At 68.2% G+C, this 15,752-nt stretch carries 14 protein-coding genes; 5 read left to right on the plus strand and 9 right to left on the minus strand.

Annotated features, from left to right (window positions below):
• The first annotated feature begins 4 nt into the window (after positions 1-4).
• The 3 genes from B9Y70_RS05805 to B9Y70_RS05815 are packed head-to-tail and all read left to right on the plus strand — an operon-like array spanning position 5 to position 2,260.
• Positions 5-676 carry a LytR C-terminal domain-containing protein gene (locus B9Y70_RS05805; protein WP_240309151.1) on the plus strand — a complete coding sequence of 224 codons (672 nt, stop codon included), beginning with the start codon at positions 5-7 and terminating at the stop codon, positions 674-676.
• Positions 676-1,815 carry a glutamate--cysteine ligase gene (locus B9Y70_RS05810; protein ID WP_085549310.1) on the plus strand — a complete coding sequence of 380 codons (1,140 nt, stop codon included), beginning with the start codon at positions 676-678 and terminating at the stop codon, positions 1,813-1,815. The genes B9Y70_RS05805 and B9Y70_RS05810 overlap by 1 nt, the downstream gene beginning before the upstream one ends.
• Positions 1,808-2,260, plus strand: a complete 453-nt coding sequence (locus tag B9Y70_RS05815) for an alpha/beta fold hydrolase (RefSeq protein ID WP_085549311.1) — start codon at positions 1,808-1,810, stop codon at positions 2,258-2,260. The genes B9Y70_RS05810 and B9Y70_RS05815 overlap by 8 nt, the downstream gene beginning before the upstream one ends.
• Here the strand turns inward: B9Y70_RS05815 and B9Y70_RS05820 are convergent.
• The 9 genes from B9Y70_RS05820 to B9Y70_RS05860 all read right to left on the minus strand — a co-directional run bounded on the left by B9Y70_RS05820 (position 2,241) and on the right by B9Y70_RS05860 (position 12,358).
• Positions 2,241-3,410 carry a glycosyltransferase 87 family protein gene (locus tag B9Y70_RS05820; protein WP_143337544.1) on the minus strand — a complete coding sequence of 390 codons (1,170 nt, stop codon included), beginning with the start codon at positions 3,408-3,410 and terminating at the stop codon, positions 2,241-2,243. The two genes, B9Y70_RS05815 and B9Y70_RS05820, sit on opposite strands and share 20 nt — an antisense overlap.
• Positions 3,411-3,464: 54 nt before the next feature.
• Positions 3,465-3,845 carry a monovalent cation/H(+) antiporter subunit G gene (gene mnhG, locus B9Y70_RS05825; RefSeq protein WP_085549313.1) on the minus strand — a complete coding sequence of 127 codons (381 nt, stop codon included), beginning with the start codon at positions 3,843-3,845 and terminating at the stop codon, positions 3,465-3,467.
• Positions 3,845-4,120: a monovalent cation/H+ antiporter complex subunit F gene (locus B9Y70_RS05830; RefSeq protein WP_085549314.1), complete on the minus strand. Its 276-nt coding sequence runs from the start codon at positions 4,118-4,120 to the stop codon at positions 3,845-3,847. Before B9Y70_RS05830 ends, mnhG begins: the two co-directional genes overlap by 1 nt.
• 2 nt (positions 4,121-4,122) lie before the next feature.
• The gene (locus B9Y70_RS05835) at positions 4,123-4,632 is read right to left on the minus strand and encodes a Na+/H+ antiporter subunit E (RefSeq protein WP_085549315.1); all 510 of its coding nucleotides are present in this window, start codon (positions 4,630-4,632) and stop codon (positions 4,123-4,125) included.
• Entirely contained in the window at positions 4,629-6,371 is a 1,743-nt protein-coding gene (locus tag B9Y70_RS05840; protein WP_205410416.1) for a Na+/H+ antiporter subunit D, read from the minus strand. The genes B9Y70_RS05835 and B9Y70_RS05840 overlap by 4 nt, the downstream gene beginning before the upstream one ends.
• The gene (locus B9Y70_RS05845; protein WP_085549316.1) at positions 6,364-6,858 is read right to left on the minus strand and encodes a Na(+)/H(+) antiporter subunit C; all 495 of its coding nucleotides are present in this window, start codon (positions 6,856-6,858) and stop codon (positions 6,364-6,366) included. The genes B9Y70_RS05840 and B9Y70_RS05845 overlap by 8 nt, the downstream gene beginning before the upstream one ends.
• On the minus strand, positions 6,859-9,819 hold the full coding sequence (locus tag B9Y70_RS05850) for a Na+/H+ antiporter subunit A (protein ID WP_085549317.1): 2,961 nt from the start codon (positions 9,817-9,819) through the stop codon (positions 6,859-6,861).
• A 403-nt stretch (positions 9,820-10,222) separates the two neighbouring features.
• Positions 10,223-10,744: an acetyl-CoA acetyltransferase gene (locus B9Y70_RS05855; RefSeq protein WP_085549318.1), complete on the minus strand. Its 522-nt coding sequence runs from the start codon at positions 10,742-10,744 to the stop codon at positions 10,223-10,225.
• A 255-nt stretch (positions 10,745-10,999) separates the two neighbouring features.
• On the minus strand, positions 11,000-12,358 hold the full coding sequence (locus B9Y70_RS05860) for a dipeptidase (RefSeq protein ID WP_085549319.1): 1,359 nt from the start codon (positions 12,356-12,358) through the stop codon (positions 11,000-11,002).
• 225 nt (positions 12,359-12,583) lie between these two features.
• Here B9Y70_RS05860 and B9Y70_RS12630 point away from each other — a divergent pair, with 225 nt between their 5' ends.
• Both B9Y70_RS12630 and B9Y70_RS05865 read left to right on the plus strand, forming a co-directional pair.
• Entirely contained in the window at positions 12,584-12,937 is a 354-nt protein-coding gene (locus tag B9Y70_RS12630) for a hypothetical protein (protein ID WP_143337545.1), read from the plus strand.
• A gap of 17 nt (positions 12,938-12,954) precedes the next feature.
• Positions 12,955-15,669, plus strand: a complete 2,715-nt coding sequence (locus B9Y70_RS05865) for a vWA domain-containing protein (RefSeq protein ID WP_240309152.1) — start codon at positions 12,955-12,957, stop codon at positions 15,667-15,669.
• Positions 15,670-15,752: the final 83 nt, after the last annotated feature.

Genomic DNA, 15,752 nt, shown 5'->3' on the forward strand with positions numbered 1-15,752 from the left:
TCCTGTGACGCATGTGAATCCGGAGAATCAGTCAGAGTCCGCAGAATCCACCAGCACCGCCGCCGGTGCCGGTTCCGGTCTGCCGCTGCGCGGCCTGGCGATGGTGCTCATCGCCGTCGCCGTGCTGCTGGTGATGTGGGGCCTCTACGCCGCCACGCAGAACACCGATTCCGACGGTGACCAGGCGGCCCCGGCCACGACCACGGAGGTCGTCGAGACGCGGGCCGAGCAGCCGACCGCCCCCGCCGAGGAGACCACCGAGGAGGCGCCGGAGGAGACCACGACCGAGGAGGAGGCCGACGCCACCGACGCCACCGACGCCACCGAGGAGGAGACCACCGAGGCCCCCGCTCCGGCTCCGGCGCCCGCCCCCGCGGACGAGCCGTCCCGCCTCAACGTCATCAACAACTCCACGGTGCCGAACCTGGCCGCCGATGTCGCCGACCGCATGCGCGCGGACGGCTACGAGGTCGGTGAGGTGGGCAACCTGGCGGACCACATCCTCCCGGAGAACACCGTCTTCTTCCAGCCCGGTAACGCCGAGGCGGAGCAGCGGGCCCGCGAGCTGGCGGAGCGCGTCGGGGGCGTGGCCCGCGAGTACGAGAGCTTCCTCCCGGAGAACACCGACGGCCGCAACGATCTGACGTTGGTGCTGGTGAACCAGGTGGCCCTGTAATGGCCGTCGAACCGATCCCCTTCCGCCGTTCGCCGCGGCCGACGCTCGGCGTGGAGTGGGAGGTCGCGCTCGTCGACCCGGTGACGCGTGACCTGGCGCCGAAGGCGGAGGAGGTCATCGACATCGTCCAGCGCGACAACCCCGAGGTGCACCTGGAGAAGGAGTTCCTGCAGAACACCGTCGAGCTGGTCACCGGAGTGCATGACACGGTGCCGCAGGCCGTCGCCGAGCTGGCGCACGACCTCAACGTGGTGCGCGACGCGGCGGAGCAGCTGGGTCTCAAGGTGTGGGCGTCGGGGTCGCACCCGTTCTCGGACTGGCGGAAGAACCCGGTGAGCGCGAAGATGTCCTACGCGGAGATCATCAACCGCACCCGTTACTGGGGTTCGCAGATGCTCATCTGGGGCATCCACGTGCACGTCGGCATCTCGCACGAGGACCGCGTGTGGCCGATCATCAACGCGCTCATGACGAAGTACCCGCACCTGCTGGCGCTGACGGCGTCCTCGCCGGGGTGGGACGGCATCGACACCGGTTACGCCTCCAACCGCACCATGCTCTACCAGCAGCTGCCCACCGCGGGACTGCCGTACCAGTTCACCACCTGGGCGGAGTGGGAGTCCTACATGCACGACCAGGGGATCTCCGGCGTCATCAACCACACCGGGTCGATGCACTTCGACATCCGCCCGGCCCCGAAGTGGGGGACCGTGGAGGTCCGCGTCTCCGACTCCACCTCCAACCTGCGGGAACTGGCCGCCGTCGTGGCGCTGACGCACTGCCTCGTCGTCCACTACGACCGCATGATCGACCGCGGGGAGGAGCTGCCGATCCTGCAGCCCTGGCACGTCGCGGAGAACAAGTGGCGGGCCGCCCGCTACGGCATGGACGCCCTGGTGATCACCAGCCGCGCCACCGACGAGCGCTGGGTCACCCAGGAGCTCACCGATCTCGTCGACGAGCTCGCCCCCCTCGCCGAGGAGCTCGGCTGCCTCCACGAGCTCAGCCTCATCCCCGAGATCCTCGAGCGCGGTGCCGGGTACCAGCGGCAGCGCCGCATCCACGAGAAGACCGGCAGCTGGCTCGGCGTCATCGACGCCACCTGCGCGGAGATGGAGGAGATGGTGCCCCGTGACTGATCTCGTCCTCGTCCCCACGGCCGGCCGCATGCCGGACACGTGGACCGACGTCATCCGCGCCTTCCCCGCCGGGTGGAAGCCCTGGCTGCCCAACCCCGTGGCGGGCAGCCTCGAGAGCTACCTCGACAAGCAGGAGTTGCGGAAGGTGGTCCTCGTCGGCCACGGCACCGGCGCCCTGGCCGCGCTGGCCCTGGCCCGCTCGCAGCCGCAGCGCGTCAGCCACCTCGTGCTCGCCGATCTGCCTGACACCGCGCCCACGCGCCGCGCCGTGAAGCTGCTCCCCGGGTTCCTCTTCCGCCGCAAGCAGGAGGTGCTCGATTCCCTCGCGCAGGCCGAGAACCTCGACGTCGCCATGCCGACCCTGCTTATCGACGTCACCTACGACCGGGATCCCGCCGGTTTCGTCGCCGCGATCGACGGGTTCCTCACCGCGCATCCGCAGTGAGTGACCGGTACCGGTCCCACCCCGCCCAGGCCGTCCAGCCCAGGAGGAAGAGCAGTCCGTAGCCGGTGAAGGCCAGCTGCCAGGCGACGTTGACCTCGAGGAACCACGGGCCGGGGTAGGCCATCTGCGGCCACAGCACGCCGGAGACGTAGGGCAGCAGTATGACGAACACCACCGCCACGGTGAACAGGGCGCCGAGCTGGGCGGCGAGGAAGCCGCGGGCGTCGATACGCGAGGCGATGCCGGCGATGACGGCGACGGTGAGCGGAACGATCCACACCCAGTGGTGGAACCACGAGAACGGGGAGACCAGGCATGCGCCGATGCCCGTGAGCGCCAGGGCGAGGGTGCGGTTGCCGCGGCGCAGCGCCAGCCACGCGGCGGCGGCCGTCAGGGCCGTGACCAGCAGGGCGAGCAGCAGCCACAGGAGCGTGGAGTCGGTGCCCGCGTTGCGCACCAGCAGTGACTTGATCGACTGCGCGCCGGGATTCTCGTGGACGCCGACGCGCTCGGAATTGAGCATCGCCTCGCGCCAGAAGGCCCCGGCGTCGGGGACGATGAAGAACCCGGCGACGACGGTGGCCAGGAACGTGCCGGCGGCCACGGCCGCGGCCCGGAAGCGGCGCTGCACGAGGAAGATGATGACGAAGAACGCCGGGGTGAGCTTCAGCCCGGCGGCGATGCCGATGCCGACGCCCGCCAAGCGGTGGTGCCGCGGCAGGACATCGACGGCCACGAGCAGCATGAGGATGAGGTTGATCTGGCCGTAGTAGAAGGAGCCGCGGACGGGCTCCGTGGCCAGGAAGGCCACCGCCAGCAGGACCGCGAGGAACGCGACGGGGCGACGGCGTTCGGAGAAGCACAGGAGGATGACGGCGACGAGTGCCAGCAGGTTCGCGGCCTGCCAGATGATCGTCGCCAGATCCGGGGTGAGCGTGGCCAGCCAGCGGAACACACCCGCGGCGAACGGCGGGTAGGTGAAGGGGAGCTCGCCGAGGAGCGGGGCGTCGTACAGCAGCCCGCCCTCGTTGAGGCGGCGGCCCGCCAGCAGGTAGACCTGCAGGTCGGTGGGCACGTGGAGGCCCAGGTCCAACCCCCCGACGACGTAGGTCTCCTTGCGGGCCATCCACGCGCCCAGCCACAGCAGCACGGAGATGAGTACGGGTGCGCCGAGCAGTGGGGCGGGGCGGTGCGGGATGGTGTCCTATCGTCTGCGGATGGAGCGGTCGGCGGGGGCGTCGTTACGCGACATATCCTCCCGCACACCATAGAGCCCTTCGCGACGGGACACGCGGCCGAGACGCTGCGCGGTGACCGGGGAGGTCATGGCGGCGAAAATCACCAGGAGAATGAGCACGCCGAGATCGCCGCGCTCCGCGACCCCGAACTCCGGGTCGCCGGTGACCTTGAGCAGGGCACCGAGGATCGTGAGGATGAGGCCGGTGGTCTGCGGCTTCGTGATCGCGTGAATGCGCGACATCGTGTCCGGGAAGCGGACGACGCCGACCGCCGCGGAGAACACCAGGAACGCGCCGACGATGATGAGGATGAGGGACGTGACGTCCGCGAACAGTGTGTAGGTCATTAGCTGCCGTCCCTCTTGCGGAAGCGGGCGACGGACACCGAGGCGATGAAGGCCAGCATCGCGATGACGAGCATCGCATTGGCGACGGTGGTGTCCAGCGTCCAGCAGATGTAGGTGGCCAGGGCGCACTGGAGCATCGCGACGAAACCGTCCAGGCCCAGCATCCGGTCCATGGAGTTCGGCCCGACGACGATCCGCCACGTCATGATGACGAAGGACACGGCGAAGAACGCCGCCGGGATGAGCAGGAAGGTGGTGTAGAGCTCGGGGTTCACGGTCAGCTCCTCTCGAAGATGCGGATCATGCGGCGTTCCAGGGTCTGGATGGTCTCGATCTCCCGGGCCAGGGCGGCCTCGCTGCCGGCGTCGAGGAGGTGCACCGTCCACATGCGGTTGGCGATGTCGATGTCACTGACCGAACCACCCGGCTGCAGGTTGTACAGCACCGTGGCGAACGACAGGACCAGCTCGTTGGACACGCGCATCGGCACCTTGACGATCGCCGACTGCGGTGGCGCCGCCGGGCGCAGCGACAGCCAGGCGACCTTCACCGACGCCACGGCCAGGTCCTTGAACCAGCCGAGCATGTGGAGGAACAGCAGCCACCAGTTGACGCTCAGACCGGCGATGGGCATCGCCGGCAGGGGCAGACCGAAGACGATGAGCGAGCCGACGAGCAGGCCCGAGATGATGTTCGCCCAGGTGAACTCGCCCATGAGCAGGCACCACATGAGAGTGATCCACACGATGAACCAGGGGCGGAAGCGGCGGCGGATTCCGGCGATCACGGCTGGACCTCCTCGGGGGCGGTTTCGACCGCGGGCTGCGGCTCGGGGAGCATGTGGTCACGGTTGCGCAGGGTGTCGGAGCCGTCGTCGAGACGCTGCTGGTCGAGGGTACGGCCCGGGTTGTCCGCGGTGGTGCCCAGGACGGCCGAGCGGTAGATGGTGACGTCCTGCGCGCTCTCCGCGGCGCGTCCCGTGACGCCGGCGATGGGGCCGGCGAGGACGGTCACGGCCAGGGAGGCGGCGATGAGGGTGGCGGTGGAGGCGACCATGCCGACGGGCATGCGGCCGACGTCGTCACGCTCGACGAACTCGACCTCGTCGGTGATGTCCGCCAGCGGGGCCGGACGGGCCATGGCGACGTTGCCCTCCGGGGCGTCCTTACGGTCGCGCCAGAAGCCCTTCGACCACACGAGCACCATGACGTAGAGGGTGAGCAGCGAGGTGACCACGGCACCGCCGATGAGCAGCCACGCCATGAACCCGCCGACGTTCGCGCTGGCCTCGATGAGGATGATCTTGCCCAGGAACCCGGAGAACGGCGGGATGCCGCCCAGGTTGAGCGCCGGGATGAGGTAGAGGATCGCGATGACCGGGGCCGTGTACGCCAGCGACCCGAGGCGACGCAGCGAGGAGGTGCCTGCCTGCCGCTCGATGAGGCCGACGACGAGGAACAGCGCGGTCTGCACGAGAATGTGGTGCACGGCGTAGAAGATCGCCCCGGACAGGCCCTGGGCGGAGCCCAGTGCGATGCCGAAGATCATGTAGCCGATGTGGCTGACCAGGGTGAACGACAGGAGTCGTTTGATGTCGTTCTGCGCCATCGCACCGAGGATGCCCACGATCATCGTCGCCAGACCGACCCACATGAGCAGGCCGTCGAGCGAGCCGTCGGTGAACACCACCGAGCGCATGCGGATGATCGAGTACACGCCGACCTTGGTCAGCAGACCCGCGAACACGGCGGTGACCAACGACGGGGCGGTGGGGTAGGAGTCCGGCAGCCAGGCGTCCAGCGGGAAGACCGCGGCCTTGATGCCGAAGGCGACGAGCAGGGTGCCGAAGATCGCCGCGCGCGTACCGCTGGGCACGTCCTCCATGCGCATGCCGATCTGCGCCAGGCTCATCGTGCCCACCGCGGCGTAGACCATGGCGAGGGCGAAGAGGAAGATCATCGACGACACCATCGAGACCATGACGTAGGAGACACCGGCACGCACGCGCGACGGCGAGGCGCCGAGGGTGAGCAGCACGTAGGAGGCGACGAGGAAGACCTCGAAACCGACGTACAGGTTGAACAGGTCGCCGGCCAGGAAGGACATGTTCACGCCCATGCTCAGCAGCATGTAGGTGGGCAGGAACACGGCGACGGGCTCGTCCTTGCCACCGTCGCGGATACCCTGGCTGATCGCATACCACATGACGCAGAACAGGACGACGGAGGAGACGGTGAGCATCACCGCCGACAGGCGGTCCGCGACCAGCGTTATGCCGATCGGGGCGTCCCAGCCGCCGAGCTGCACCGTCTGGATGCCCTCCAGGTCCACGACCATGACCATCGAGGCGGTCAGGCCGATGAGGACGAGCAGGGTGCCCAGGGCGATGGTGCGCTGGATGTGCGGGTGCCGACCCGCCAGCAGCGCCAGGGCCGCCGCCGCCGCCGGCAGGATCACCGGCAGCGGAATGAGGAACGGCATGTACGGCAGCAGTGCGTCAACGAAGGGGGTGATCGTCTCAGTCATCAACCTCTCCCTTCACCGGAGCTTCGAAGGACTTCGGGCCGAAGGCATCGCCCTCGGACGTGACGCGACCGGTGTCCGGATCATCGGACGCGTCGTGGTCGGGTGCGGCGCTCGCCGTGGCGGGGCGCGCCGCGATGGCGGCATCCTCGAGGTCATCCTCGATGACGTCCGCGGTGCGGTAACGGTACTGGCGGTACGCCAGGGTGAGGATGAACGCCGTTAACGCCATCGCGATGACGATCGCCGTGAGGATCATCGCCTGCGCGAGCGGATCCGCCACGTTCGCATCCTCGTGGACCAGGGACTTGCGCCCCATGATCGGCGGCGCACCGGCCGAGCCGCCCGCCTGCAGGATGAGCAGGTTGGCGCCGTTGCCGATGAGCATGAGGCCGAGCATCATCTTGGTCATCGCGCGGTCGAGCACGAGGTACACGCCCGCGGAGATGAGGGTGCCCGCCGCGAGCAGCAGGAAGAGGTTCGCGACCATCTACTTGTCTCCTTCCGTGCCGGTGGTGCCGGTGGTGCCGGTGGTGCTCATTGCTTTGCGACGCTCCGCCGCCCGCGCCATCGACCGTGCCCGGTCGCGGGCGCGCTGTTTGCGCATCTCCTCCTCCTGGTCGAGCTGACCGCCCAGGGAGGAGAGGATGTGCATCATGAGTCCGACGACGATGAGGTAGACGCCGGCGTCGAAAAGCAGGGCCGACGGCAGGGACATGTTGCCGATGAGCGGCAGGTCCACCGAGTCGTACCAGGACGTCAGCGGCGGGTGGCCGAGGAACATCGGCCAGATCGCCGCGGCCGCGGAGAGGATCAGGCCTGTGCCGAGGATACGACCGGCGTCCACCGGCAGCGCCTCCTCGAGCTCCGCGCGACCACCCGCGACGTAGCGCAGGGTGAAGGCCAGCGCGGCGACGAGACCGCCCGCGAAACCACCACCCGGGGCGTTGTGGCCCGCGAAGAAGAAGTACAGGGACAGCGCGATCATCGACGGGAAGAGGATGCGCGTGGCCACGTCCACCATGAGGGAACGATTCTGGGCGCGCTCGGTCTCCACACCCGCGGCCAGCCAACGACGGCCGGTGACCGTCAGCGTCGGGCGACGCGAGGAACGGTTGAACGAGCGGGTGCGGTAGATGAGCGAGGCGACACCCGTGGCCGCGATGACCAGCACCGAGACCTCACCGAAGGTGTCCCACGCACGCAGGTCGACGAGCAGCACGTTGACCGCGTTGGCGCCGTGGCCGATGTCCTGCGCCAGATCCGGGATGAACGTGGCGATGGGCACCTGGGAGCGGGCGTTGATGGCGAACATCGTCACCACCGTCACCGACAGGCCCACCGCGATGGACAGCCAGGCGCGGATGCGGTTGGCCTTCGCCCCCGGCGACCACTCCGTGCTGGTGGGCAGCTTGCGCAGCACCAGCATGAAGATGACCATGAGGACGGTCTCCACCAGCGTCTGCGTCAGCGCCAGATCCGGCGCACCCTGCAGCGCGAAGATGACCGCCAGGGCGTAGCCGGTGACACCGACGAGGATGACTCCCGACAGACGGTTGTCCATGCGGGTGGCGGTGATGGCCGCGACGATGATGATCGCCGACGCCAGCGCCTGCCACGGCGAATCCCACAGCACCATGCGCACATCCGGCCGGTCGCCGAGGACCAGCACCACCATCGGCAGCGCGATGAGCACCGAGAAGATGATGCCCAGGTTGACCGCCAGTGAACCACGCTGGGTGGAGGCGGTCAGGCGCAGCGAGATGGTGCGCAGGTAGTCCAGCACCGAGTCGTAGGCGGCGTCCGCGGAACCCAGGGCGGGCTCCTCGAACTGCGCCTTGGCGATGATGTCGCGCTGCCAGTGCAGGGCCACACCACCGACGATGATGACGATCGACAGCAGCAGCGGGATGGTGAAGCCGTGCCACAGGGCCAGGTAGATGCTCTCCTCGCCCGGGGCCAGCGGCAGGACGTTGTCCAGGTGCGTGGTGATCGCGTTCGACAGCGGCAGCGGGTACACGCCGAACCCGACGGTGCAGGCGGTGAGGATGAGCGGGGCGATCCACAGGCGCGGGCCGATCGAGTGCATCTTGGCCACCGCCTCGGAGGTGCCGCCGCCGGACTCGTGGTCCGCCGGCTTCGTCGCGAACGCCCCGTAGAGGAAGCGCAGCGAGTACGCCATCGTCAGCGCGGAACCGACGACGATGGCCACCAGCATGAGGTTGCGCGGCATACCGACGAGCAGGTCCTCGTGCATGACCGCCTCGAGGACGGACTCCTTGGCCACGAAGCCGAACAACGGGGGCATGCCCGCCATCGACAGCGCCGAGATCATCGCCAGCGCCGTGACGAAGGGCTGCTTCCGGCCCAGTCCCGACAGCTCCCGCAGGTCACGGGTACCGGTGGTGTGGTCGATGGCACCGACGATCATGAACAGGGTCGCCTTGAACAGGGAGTGCGCGAACGTCAAGGCCAGGCCGGCGAGCATCGCCTCCCGCGAACCGACCGCCACCACCGAGGTGATGAAGCCCAGCTGCGAAACCGTGCCGTACGCCAGGACCAGCTTGAGGTCCTTCTGGCGCAGCGCCATCCAACCGGCCATGAGCATGGTGAACAGACCCAGCGGAATGACCACCAGGTGCCAGGTGGTGACCACGTTGAAGTCGGGGGCGAGGCGGGCGACGAGGTAGATGCCCGCCTTCACCATCGCCGCGGAGTGCAGGTACGCCGACACCGGGGTCGGGGCGGCCATCGCGCCGGGGAGCCAGAAGTGGCCCGGGGCGATCGCCGACTTGGTCAGCGCACCCGCCAGGATGAGCACGATCGCCGCCGTGATGTGCGGGGTCTGCGCGATCCCGTCGAACGGCGCGATCTCCGACAGACGCCAGATACCCGTCTGCCGGCCCAGCAGGATGATGCCGACCAGCATGGCCAGGCCGCCGAGCGTGGTGACCATGAGGGCCTGCCCGGCGGAACGGCGGGACGACGCACGCTCACCGTAGTAACCCACCAGCAGGAACGACAGCACCGACGTGATCTCCCAGAAGATGTACATCAGGAGGAAGTTGTCGGAGGTCACCAGGCCGAACATGGCCATGGCGAAGGCCACCATCTGGGCGCCGAAGATCGACAGGCGGCGTGGGTTGGAGTCGAAATAACCCCAGCAGTAGAACAGGACCAGGGCACCCACACCCAGGATGATCAGGCTGAACAGTCCCGCGAGGGAGTCCATCCGGAATTCCAGGTTGAGGTGTGCGGCCGGCATCCATTCCATGACGAAGAGCAGGGAGCCGCCGTCGGCGAACGTCCCTGACAGGAACAGGTTGAGTACCCAGAAGAAGCCCACGGCCGGCACGATGGCCAACAGCCCGAAGGCGGAGCGACCCATGGCGCGGATGAGGACAGGTGCGACCAACGCGGCGATGGTCAGGGCAGCCAGAAGTAACAGCACGTCTGCGGTGTTCCCCTTCGCTTTGAGGCGGACAGGTCAGTCAGGTCGAACGCAGACCGCGCGTCCGTGGTTGTCGTCGCCAACGTGCGTGCTGCCCCCAGCGGCACTGAGAAACACCCATGATTGAGGCGGCGTCGATAGGCGGCGCGGCCAACGATAAGACAGTCTAACTGAAGGCTGTATATATGGCCCTGTTGCACTGGTCACGGGGGCACCTTCGGACATTAATGGGGTGGGGTGCGGTGTCGCCTCGGTGTTCCCACGGTGTTCCCACGCGGATTTTATTCGTCGTACTATTTGACCTGCGGAAATGGTCCACCGCCCGCAAATCCACGTGGGAACCCCGAGGGCGTACCAAAGAGAAACTCCCCGCCACGTGGACGGGGAGTGACGCGTGAATGTATCAGCCGTAGATGCGCTGCGCGCCGGAGGCCAGGGCGGCGGCGATGGAGGCGTCGTTGGTGGCGCCGAAACCCATGGCCCAGGCGGTGCGGTTCTCGTTGTTCTGGTGGGCGACCTTGACGAAGGTGATGGTGGCCTCGAAGAGCTCGGTCTGGTGGAAGGCCAGGATCTCGACGTGGCGGCCGGCGTCGGCCAGCAGGTGGGAGGCGGCGGAGGTCGGGCCCATGGCGGTGATGTCGTGGGTGGAGGTGATCGGCTGCTCGGTCTTGGAGGTGCGGATCATCTCGGCGGTGTAGTGCTGCTGGCCGCCGCGGCCACGGGTGGCCTCCAGGTGGGCGATGCGGATGTCGGCGGCGGGGGCGTAGGTGGCGATGAACAGGGGCCAGGCCATGCCGGCGGCCTCGTCGCGCATACCGCGGGGCAGACGGTGGTCGTTGCCGAAACGCGCGGTGAACGGATCCTGCTGGATGTCAGCGGAAGCGTAGGTGGAGGTGGTGACGGGTGCGAAAGTAGCGTTGAACATGATGCGGTCCTCTAAAGGTCTTCGAAAAGGAAGGGAATTTTTAAGTGGACCGACTCTTCAGCGGCGAAAAAGCTTAACGACTACTACCCCAGGGTGCGGGGAGTCAGTCCCTAGCCCGCACTGGGGTTCGTAGCCTCGGCTACTAGCTGAAGAGCGATGTTGGTGTACGTCACGTGTGTCACTCTATGACCTACGCCACCCTCTTGGCAACCCGTTCACTGGAATTAACCTCCCGTTTACCCCCGCAGGTACCCGCTACCGGCCCCAGACCTGCAGGAACGCGGCCTCCGCGACGGCCACGTTGATGATCTCGGTGGGGTCGACGGACTCGTCGGGGGAGTGGATGGTGCACTGCGGCTCCTCCACGCCGAAGAGCGCGATCTCGGCGTCCGGGAAGGCCTCCTGCAGGGCGAGGGTGAGCGGGATGGAGCCGCCGGACCCCAGCGCCACCGCATCCTCCGCGCCGTAGGCGTCGGCCAGGCACTGCCGCAGGACGGTGAGGGCCGGGCCGGAGGGGTCGGTGGAAAAGGGCTGGTTCTTCTCCTGCACATCGACGGTGATGTGCGCGCCCCACGGGGTGTGGGCCTCAAGGTGTGCCACCAACTTCTCCATGACGTCGTCGGCGTCGAGGCCCGCGGGCACGCGCACGTTGAGCTTGGCCTGCGCGGTGGCGGGCACGGCGTTGACGGCCTGTGACACCGGGGTGGAGGTGAAGCCGGTGACGGTGATGGCCGGGCGGGCCCACACCATGTCGGCCGGGGCGTCCTCGTCGGTGCCCATGATCTGTGCGCCCTCGAGCATGCCGGCGTCGCGGCGGAAGTCCTCGGCGCTGTACGGCTCGCCCTCCCAGGTCCGCAGGCAGTCGACGCCGTCGATCGTCGTGCGGCCGTACTCGTCGCGCAGGGAGTCCAGGACGCGGACCAGGGCGGCGACGGCATCCGGGGCGGCACCGCCGAACTGGCCGGAGTGCAGCGGAGCGCGCAGGGTGTCCACGGTGACGGTCACCTGGCCGCCGCCGCGCAGGGACGTCGTCAGCGTCGGCACGCCGACGGCGGCGTTGCCGGAGTCGGCGATGAGGATGACGTCGGCACGGAAGAGCTCGGGCCGGGTCTGCAGCAGGTGATCGAGGCCCTCGCCGCCGCGCTCCTCGGAACCCTCGACGAGCACGATGAGTCCCAGCTCCGTGCCGCCGAGGTCGCGCAGGGCACGCAGGACGGCCAGGTGCATGACGAGGTTGCCCTTGCAGTCCGCGGCGCCGCGGCCGTACCAGCGGCCGTCGCGTTCGGTGAGCTCGAAGGGCGGGGAGGTCCACAGGGAGTGGTCACCGGCGGGAACCACGTCGTGGTGGGAGTAGAGGAGGACGGTGGGCATGCCGGGGGCCGCTTCCCGACGCCCGATCACCGCCGTCGATCCGTCGACGGTGTCGTGGGTGGTGACGTCGAGGCCGGCGTCGACAAGCGCCTTCCGGGTCCATTCGGCGGCGCCGGCGGCGTCGTCCTCGTGGCCGGGCTCGTTGTGGACGGAGTCGAACGCGACGATCTCGGTGAGGTCGCGGAAGATGCGGTCGCGCTGTCCTTCTATATGGGTGCGGAGTTCGTGGAGGGAAGCAGTCATAACGTCGGATTCTACGTACTTTGATCCCCGTGGCGCCCCGTTGAGTGTCAGCTACTAAAATCATGGGAATTACTTCAAAGTCCGACCTTGGATGAGATGCCGGAGCTGCATATGACGCAAGGATTTACCCCGTATTCCGGTGGCGGATACGGAAACCCACCGGGAGGTTTTGCCGGCACCGGGACCGGAGAGACTTTCGGCCCGTCTGGGGGAGAGAGCTTCTCGATGCCGTCGGCCCCGCGCGCCCGCCGGGCCACCTCGCAGCCGGTCCAGTACCTGGTTCCGAGCCTGGTGGCCGGCGTCGTCGGACTGGCGCTCAACGCGTTCCTCGTGCTCGGAGACCTCGTGGCGACGGACCGGACATGGGGTTACACCGCCATCGGAGCGTGGTTCGTCGCCGGCATCGTCGGTGTCATTGCGTTGGGCTGGTATTTCAGGGAGCAGAACAAGCGCCGGGGCGCCGGGTTCTTCTCCACCGTGGGTTGGAAGAAGGCCGTCGCCTACCTGACTTACGCCGTTCTCTGCGGCGCGATCATCTGGTCGGCCGTCAGCATTGCATTGTGGGTGAGCAAGTGGTGAACAGGTTTGCACAGCGGGTGGCAGCTCTCGGCGCTCTGACCGGAATGGTCGGGGCGCTCGCCGCGCCGGCGGCACTCGCGCAGGACGTGCCGGGGTCCGGAAGCCTCAACCGGGTCGGTGCCTGTATCGCCGATCGTGGTGCCCTCGACGTCATCATCATGATCGACGAGACCGAGAGTCTCGTCCACGAGGCCCGGGACGGAGCGGTCAACCCCGATGTCCCCGGTGCCGACGCCGAAGGCCACCGCGTGCCCGCGGCCCAGAGCTTCATCGACGAGCTGGTGGCCAAGCAGCGGGACGACAACCTGGAGACCCGCGTCCGGGTCGCCGGTTTCGGCCAGGAGTACAAGTCCGGGGCCACCGACCCCGACAATTACGGTGACTGGCTCGTCCTCGACCAGGACTCCGCCGGCGAGGCAAAGGACCTCATCGCCGCGTTCGCGGATCGTACCGACGAGCAGTACACCAACTACGCCTCCGCCCTCGAGGGTGCCTACCAGGACTTCTCCCGCTCCGGTGCGGAGGACCCGTGCCGCATGGTGGTGACCTTCACCGACGGTGCGCTCACCGCAGCCGAGGGTGCGGACGCCGCAGAGGCGGCCCTGTGTACGCCCGGTGGCGTGACAGACCGACTGCGCGGCGCCAACATCACCAACATCGGCATCGGCCTGTCCGCGCCGCACAACCCCTCCGACTTCTCCCTCTTCCAAGGGATCACGGAGGGCACCGGCAGCGCTTGCGGTGATCTCCCGCCGAACGGCGCCTTCTTCACCGCCGACAACGTCGGTGGGTTGTTCGCCGCCTTCCGCGAGGCGCTGGCGACGGGCGGAGAGGCCAGTGGGGAGACCCGCGCGGGGGATCCCTTTCACTTCGTGCTCGACGACTCGATCTCGACGGTGCGCTTCACCGCCATCGCCAAGGACGACCTGGGCCCGGACGCACACCTCGTTCTCACCGCACCCGACGGGGAGTCCATTCCACTCCGGGACACCGGTTCCGGCGAACTCCACTCCGGTGAGGTGACCTGGGCCGCCACCACGGACCCGGTGCAGAAGGCCGACGGCACACTCGCTCTGACCGACGGCGGCTCCTGGGCCGGAACCTGGGCGCTGCAGTTCCAGGGGTTCGACGAGTCCGCGGCCGACGGCCGGGTGTTCAACTCCGTGGAGATCCAGCCCGACCTGCAGGTGGAGTTTGTCTCCGGGGACGACTCGGCTGAGGGACTCAACCTGCGGGACGACGACTCCCTGTACCTGCGTCTCGTCGACCGTGACGGTAACGTCCGCCCCCTCGAGGGCGAAGGCGTCGTGGACCTGATGTTCAGCGGCACCGCAGCGGGTGACATCGTCCTCGCCGAGAGTGCCGACATCTCCCGTGGCGAGCTGCGGGTGCCGCTCGACGCCATCGGGCAGTTCCCCGCCCTGGGCAGCCTGCAGGCGCGTACCACCGTCACCACCCGCGGCGACGGCGTCAACCCCGGCACCCGACTGAGCCCCATCCTCAACACCACGCAGATGACGGTCACCCAGCGGGACATGCCGCAGCTGCCGGGCGACATCCGCTTCCGGGCGGAGGCGGAGACCGTTGCGGTCGACGTGCCCGTCACCGGGCCGGGTCGGGTCTGGATCCCGGCCGACAGCCACATCAATGCGGCCACCATCCCCGACGGGCTCTCCGACATCGCGGTGGCCAGCGCCCACGACAGCGTCGATAATGCTCTCGTCCTGGAACGGGACGAACATGCCGTCCTGCCGATCGAACTGAGCACCACCGAGCTGCGCGACGGCTTCGTCACCGGCACCCTCCCGGTCGCCATGGCCAATCTCGAGGGGGCGAACGAGACGGTCGCGGACGTGCCGACCGAGGGCGAGCTCTCCGTGCCGATCGACAAGGCGACCTTCGCGATCGCCTTCGTCATCGCGCTCGCGCTTGCCCTGTTCATTCCCCTGTTATTCCTTTACGCGGTCCGGTACCACACCGCCCGCATCCCGAAGGACAACATGGGCTACGTCCGCATGCCGGTGACCATCGACGACGGGCTCATCCGCTTCGCCGGACAGACCCGGCCGGAGATCGATCCCACGGTCGTCGGCCAGCAGCAGATACACAACAACGGGAAGAGCTTCAACGCGGACGTGTACTCGGTGAAGGTCAGGAGCTTCCAGCTCAACCCCTTCGCGGAACCCGTCGCCGTGGTCCAGCAGGCACCCTCCATCAGCGGTGAGGGCAAGCAGCTCAAGGGACACGCCAAGCTCCCCACCGCGGTGCAGGACACCTGGTTCCTCGCCGCCGACCCGACCGACCCCACGGCCATGGATCTCGTGGTGCTGGCCCGGCACCCCCTGGAGAACGGTGGAAAGAACTTGGTCGACAGCATCATGCACAAGGCCCCCGACCTGGCTGAGGAGCTGTCCCGACAGCTGGAGAAGCCTGCAGAGGCCACCCCGCCGTCCGTCGGCGGGGTCATCCCGGCGGACAGTGGCCCGCGTGCGACAGGCCCGGCCACCGACGGTTTTGCCCCCGGGACATCGGCCGGGGGGTTCGGCTCCGGCGGAGGTTTCGGCTCCGGTGGTTCCGGAGACGGCGCTGCCCCGGGAGCCTCCGGTGGCGGTTTCGGCTCCGGTGGCTTTGGATCAGGGGGAACCGGTGGCTCCGGCGGATTCGGCTCCGGGTCCTCCGGCGGTGGTTTCGGTTCCGGGAATCCCGGTGGTTCCGGCGGCTTCGGCAGCTGATCCCACCCCCGTCAGGCGGTCGTGTGTTCTATACGGCCGCGGACGTGTGGGTGGTCCCCTCTAGTGTTCAGATATCTGTGATT

This window comes from Corynebacterium pollutisoli (genome assembly GCF_900177745.1).
Classification (GTDB): Bacteria; Actinomycetota; Actinomycetes; order Mycobacteriales; family Mycobacteriaceae; genus Corynebacterium; species Corynebacterium pollutisoli.

Bases quoted from the DNA above. Each gene is read 5' to 3' on its own strand.
- B9Y70_RS05860 (WP_085549319.1), bottom strand. From the start codon at position 12,358: ATGACTGCTTCCCTCCACGAACTCCGCACCCATATAGAAGGACAGCGC.
- B9Y70_RS05845 (WP_085549316.1), bottom strand. From the start codon at position 6,858: ATGGTCGCGAACCTCTTCCTGCTGCTCGCGGCGGGCACCCTCATCTCC.
- B9Y70_RS05855 (WP_085549318.1), bottom strand. From the start codon at position 10,744: ATGTTCAACGCTACTTTCGCACCCGTCACCACCTCCACCTACGCTTCC.
- mnhG (WP_085549313.1), bottom strand. From the start codon at position 3,845: ATGACCTACACACTGTTCGCGGACGTCACGTCCCTCATCCTCATCATC.
- B9Y70_RS05840 (WP_205410416.1), bottom strand. From the start codon at position 6,371: ATGACTGAGACGATCACCCCCTTCGTTGACGCACTGCTGCCGTACATG.
- B9Y70_RS05810 (WP_085549310.1), top strand. From the start codon at position 676: ATGGCCGTCGAACCGATCCCCTTCCGCCGTTCGCCGCGGCCGACGCTC.
- B9Y70_RS12630 (WP_143337545.1), top strand. From the start codon at position 12,584: ATGCCGTCGGCCCCGCGCGCCCGCCGGGCCACCTCGCAGCCGGTCCAG.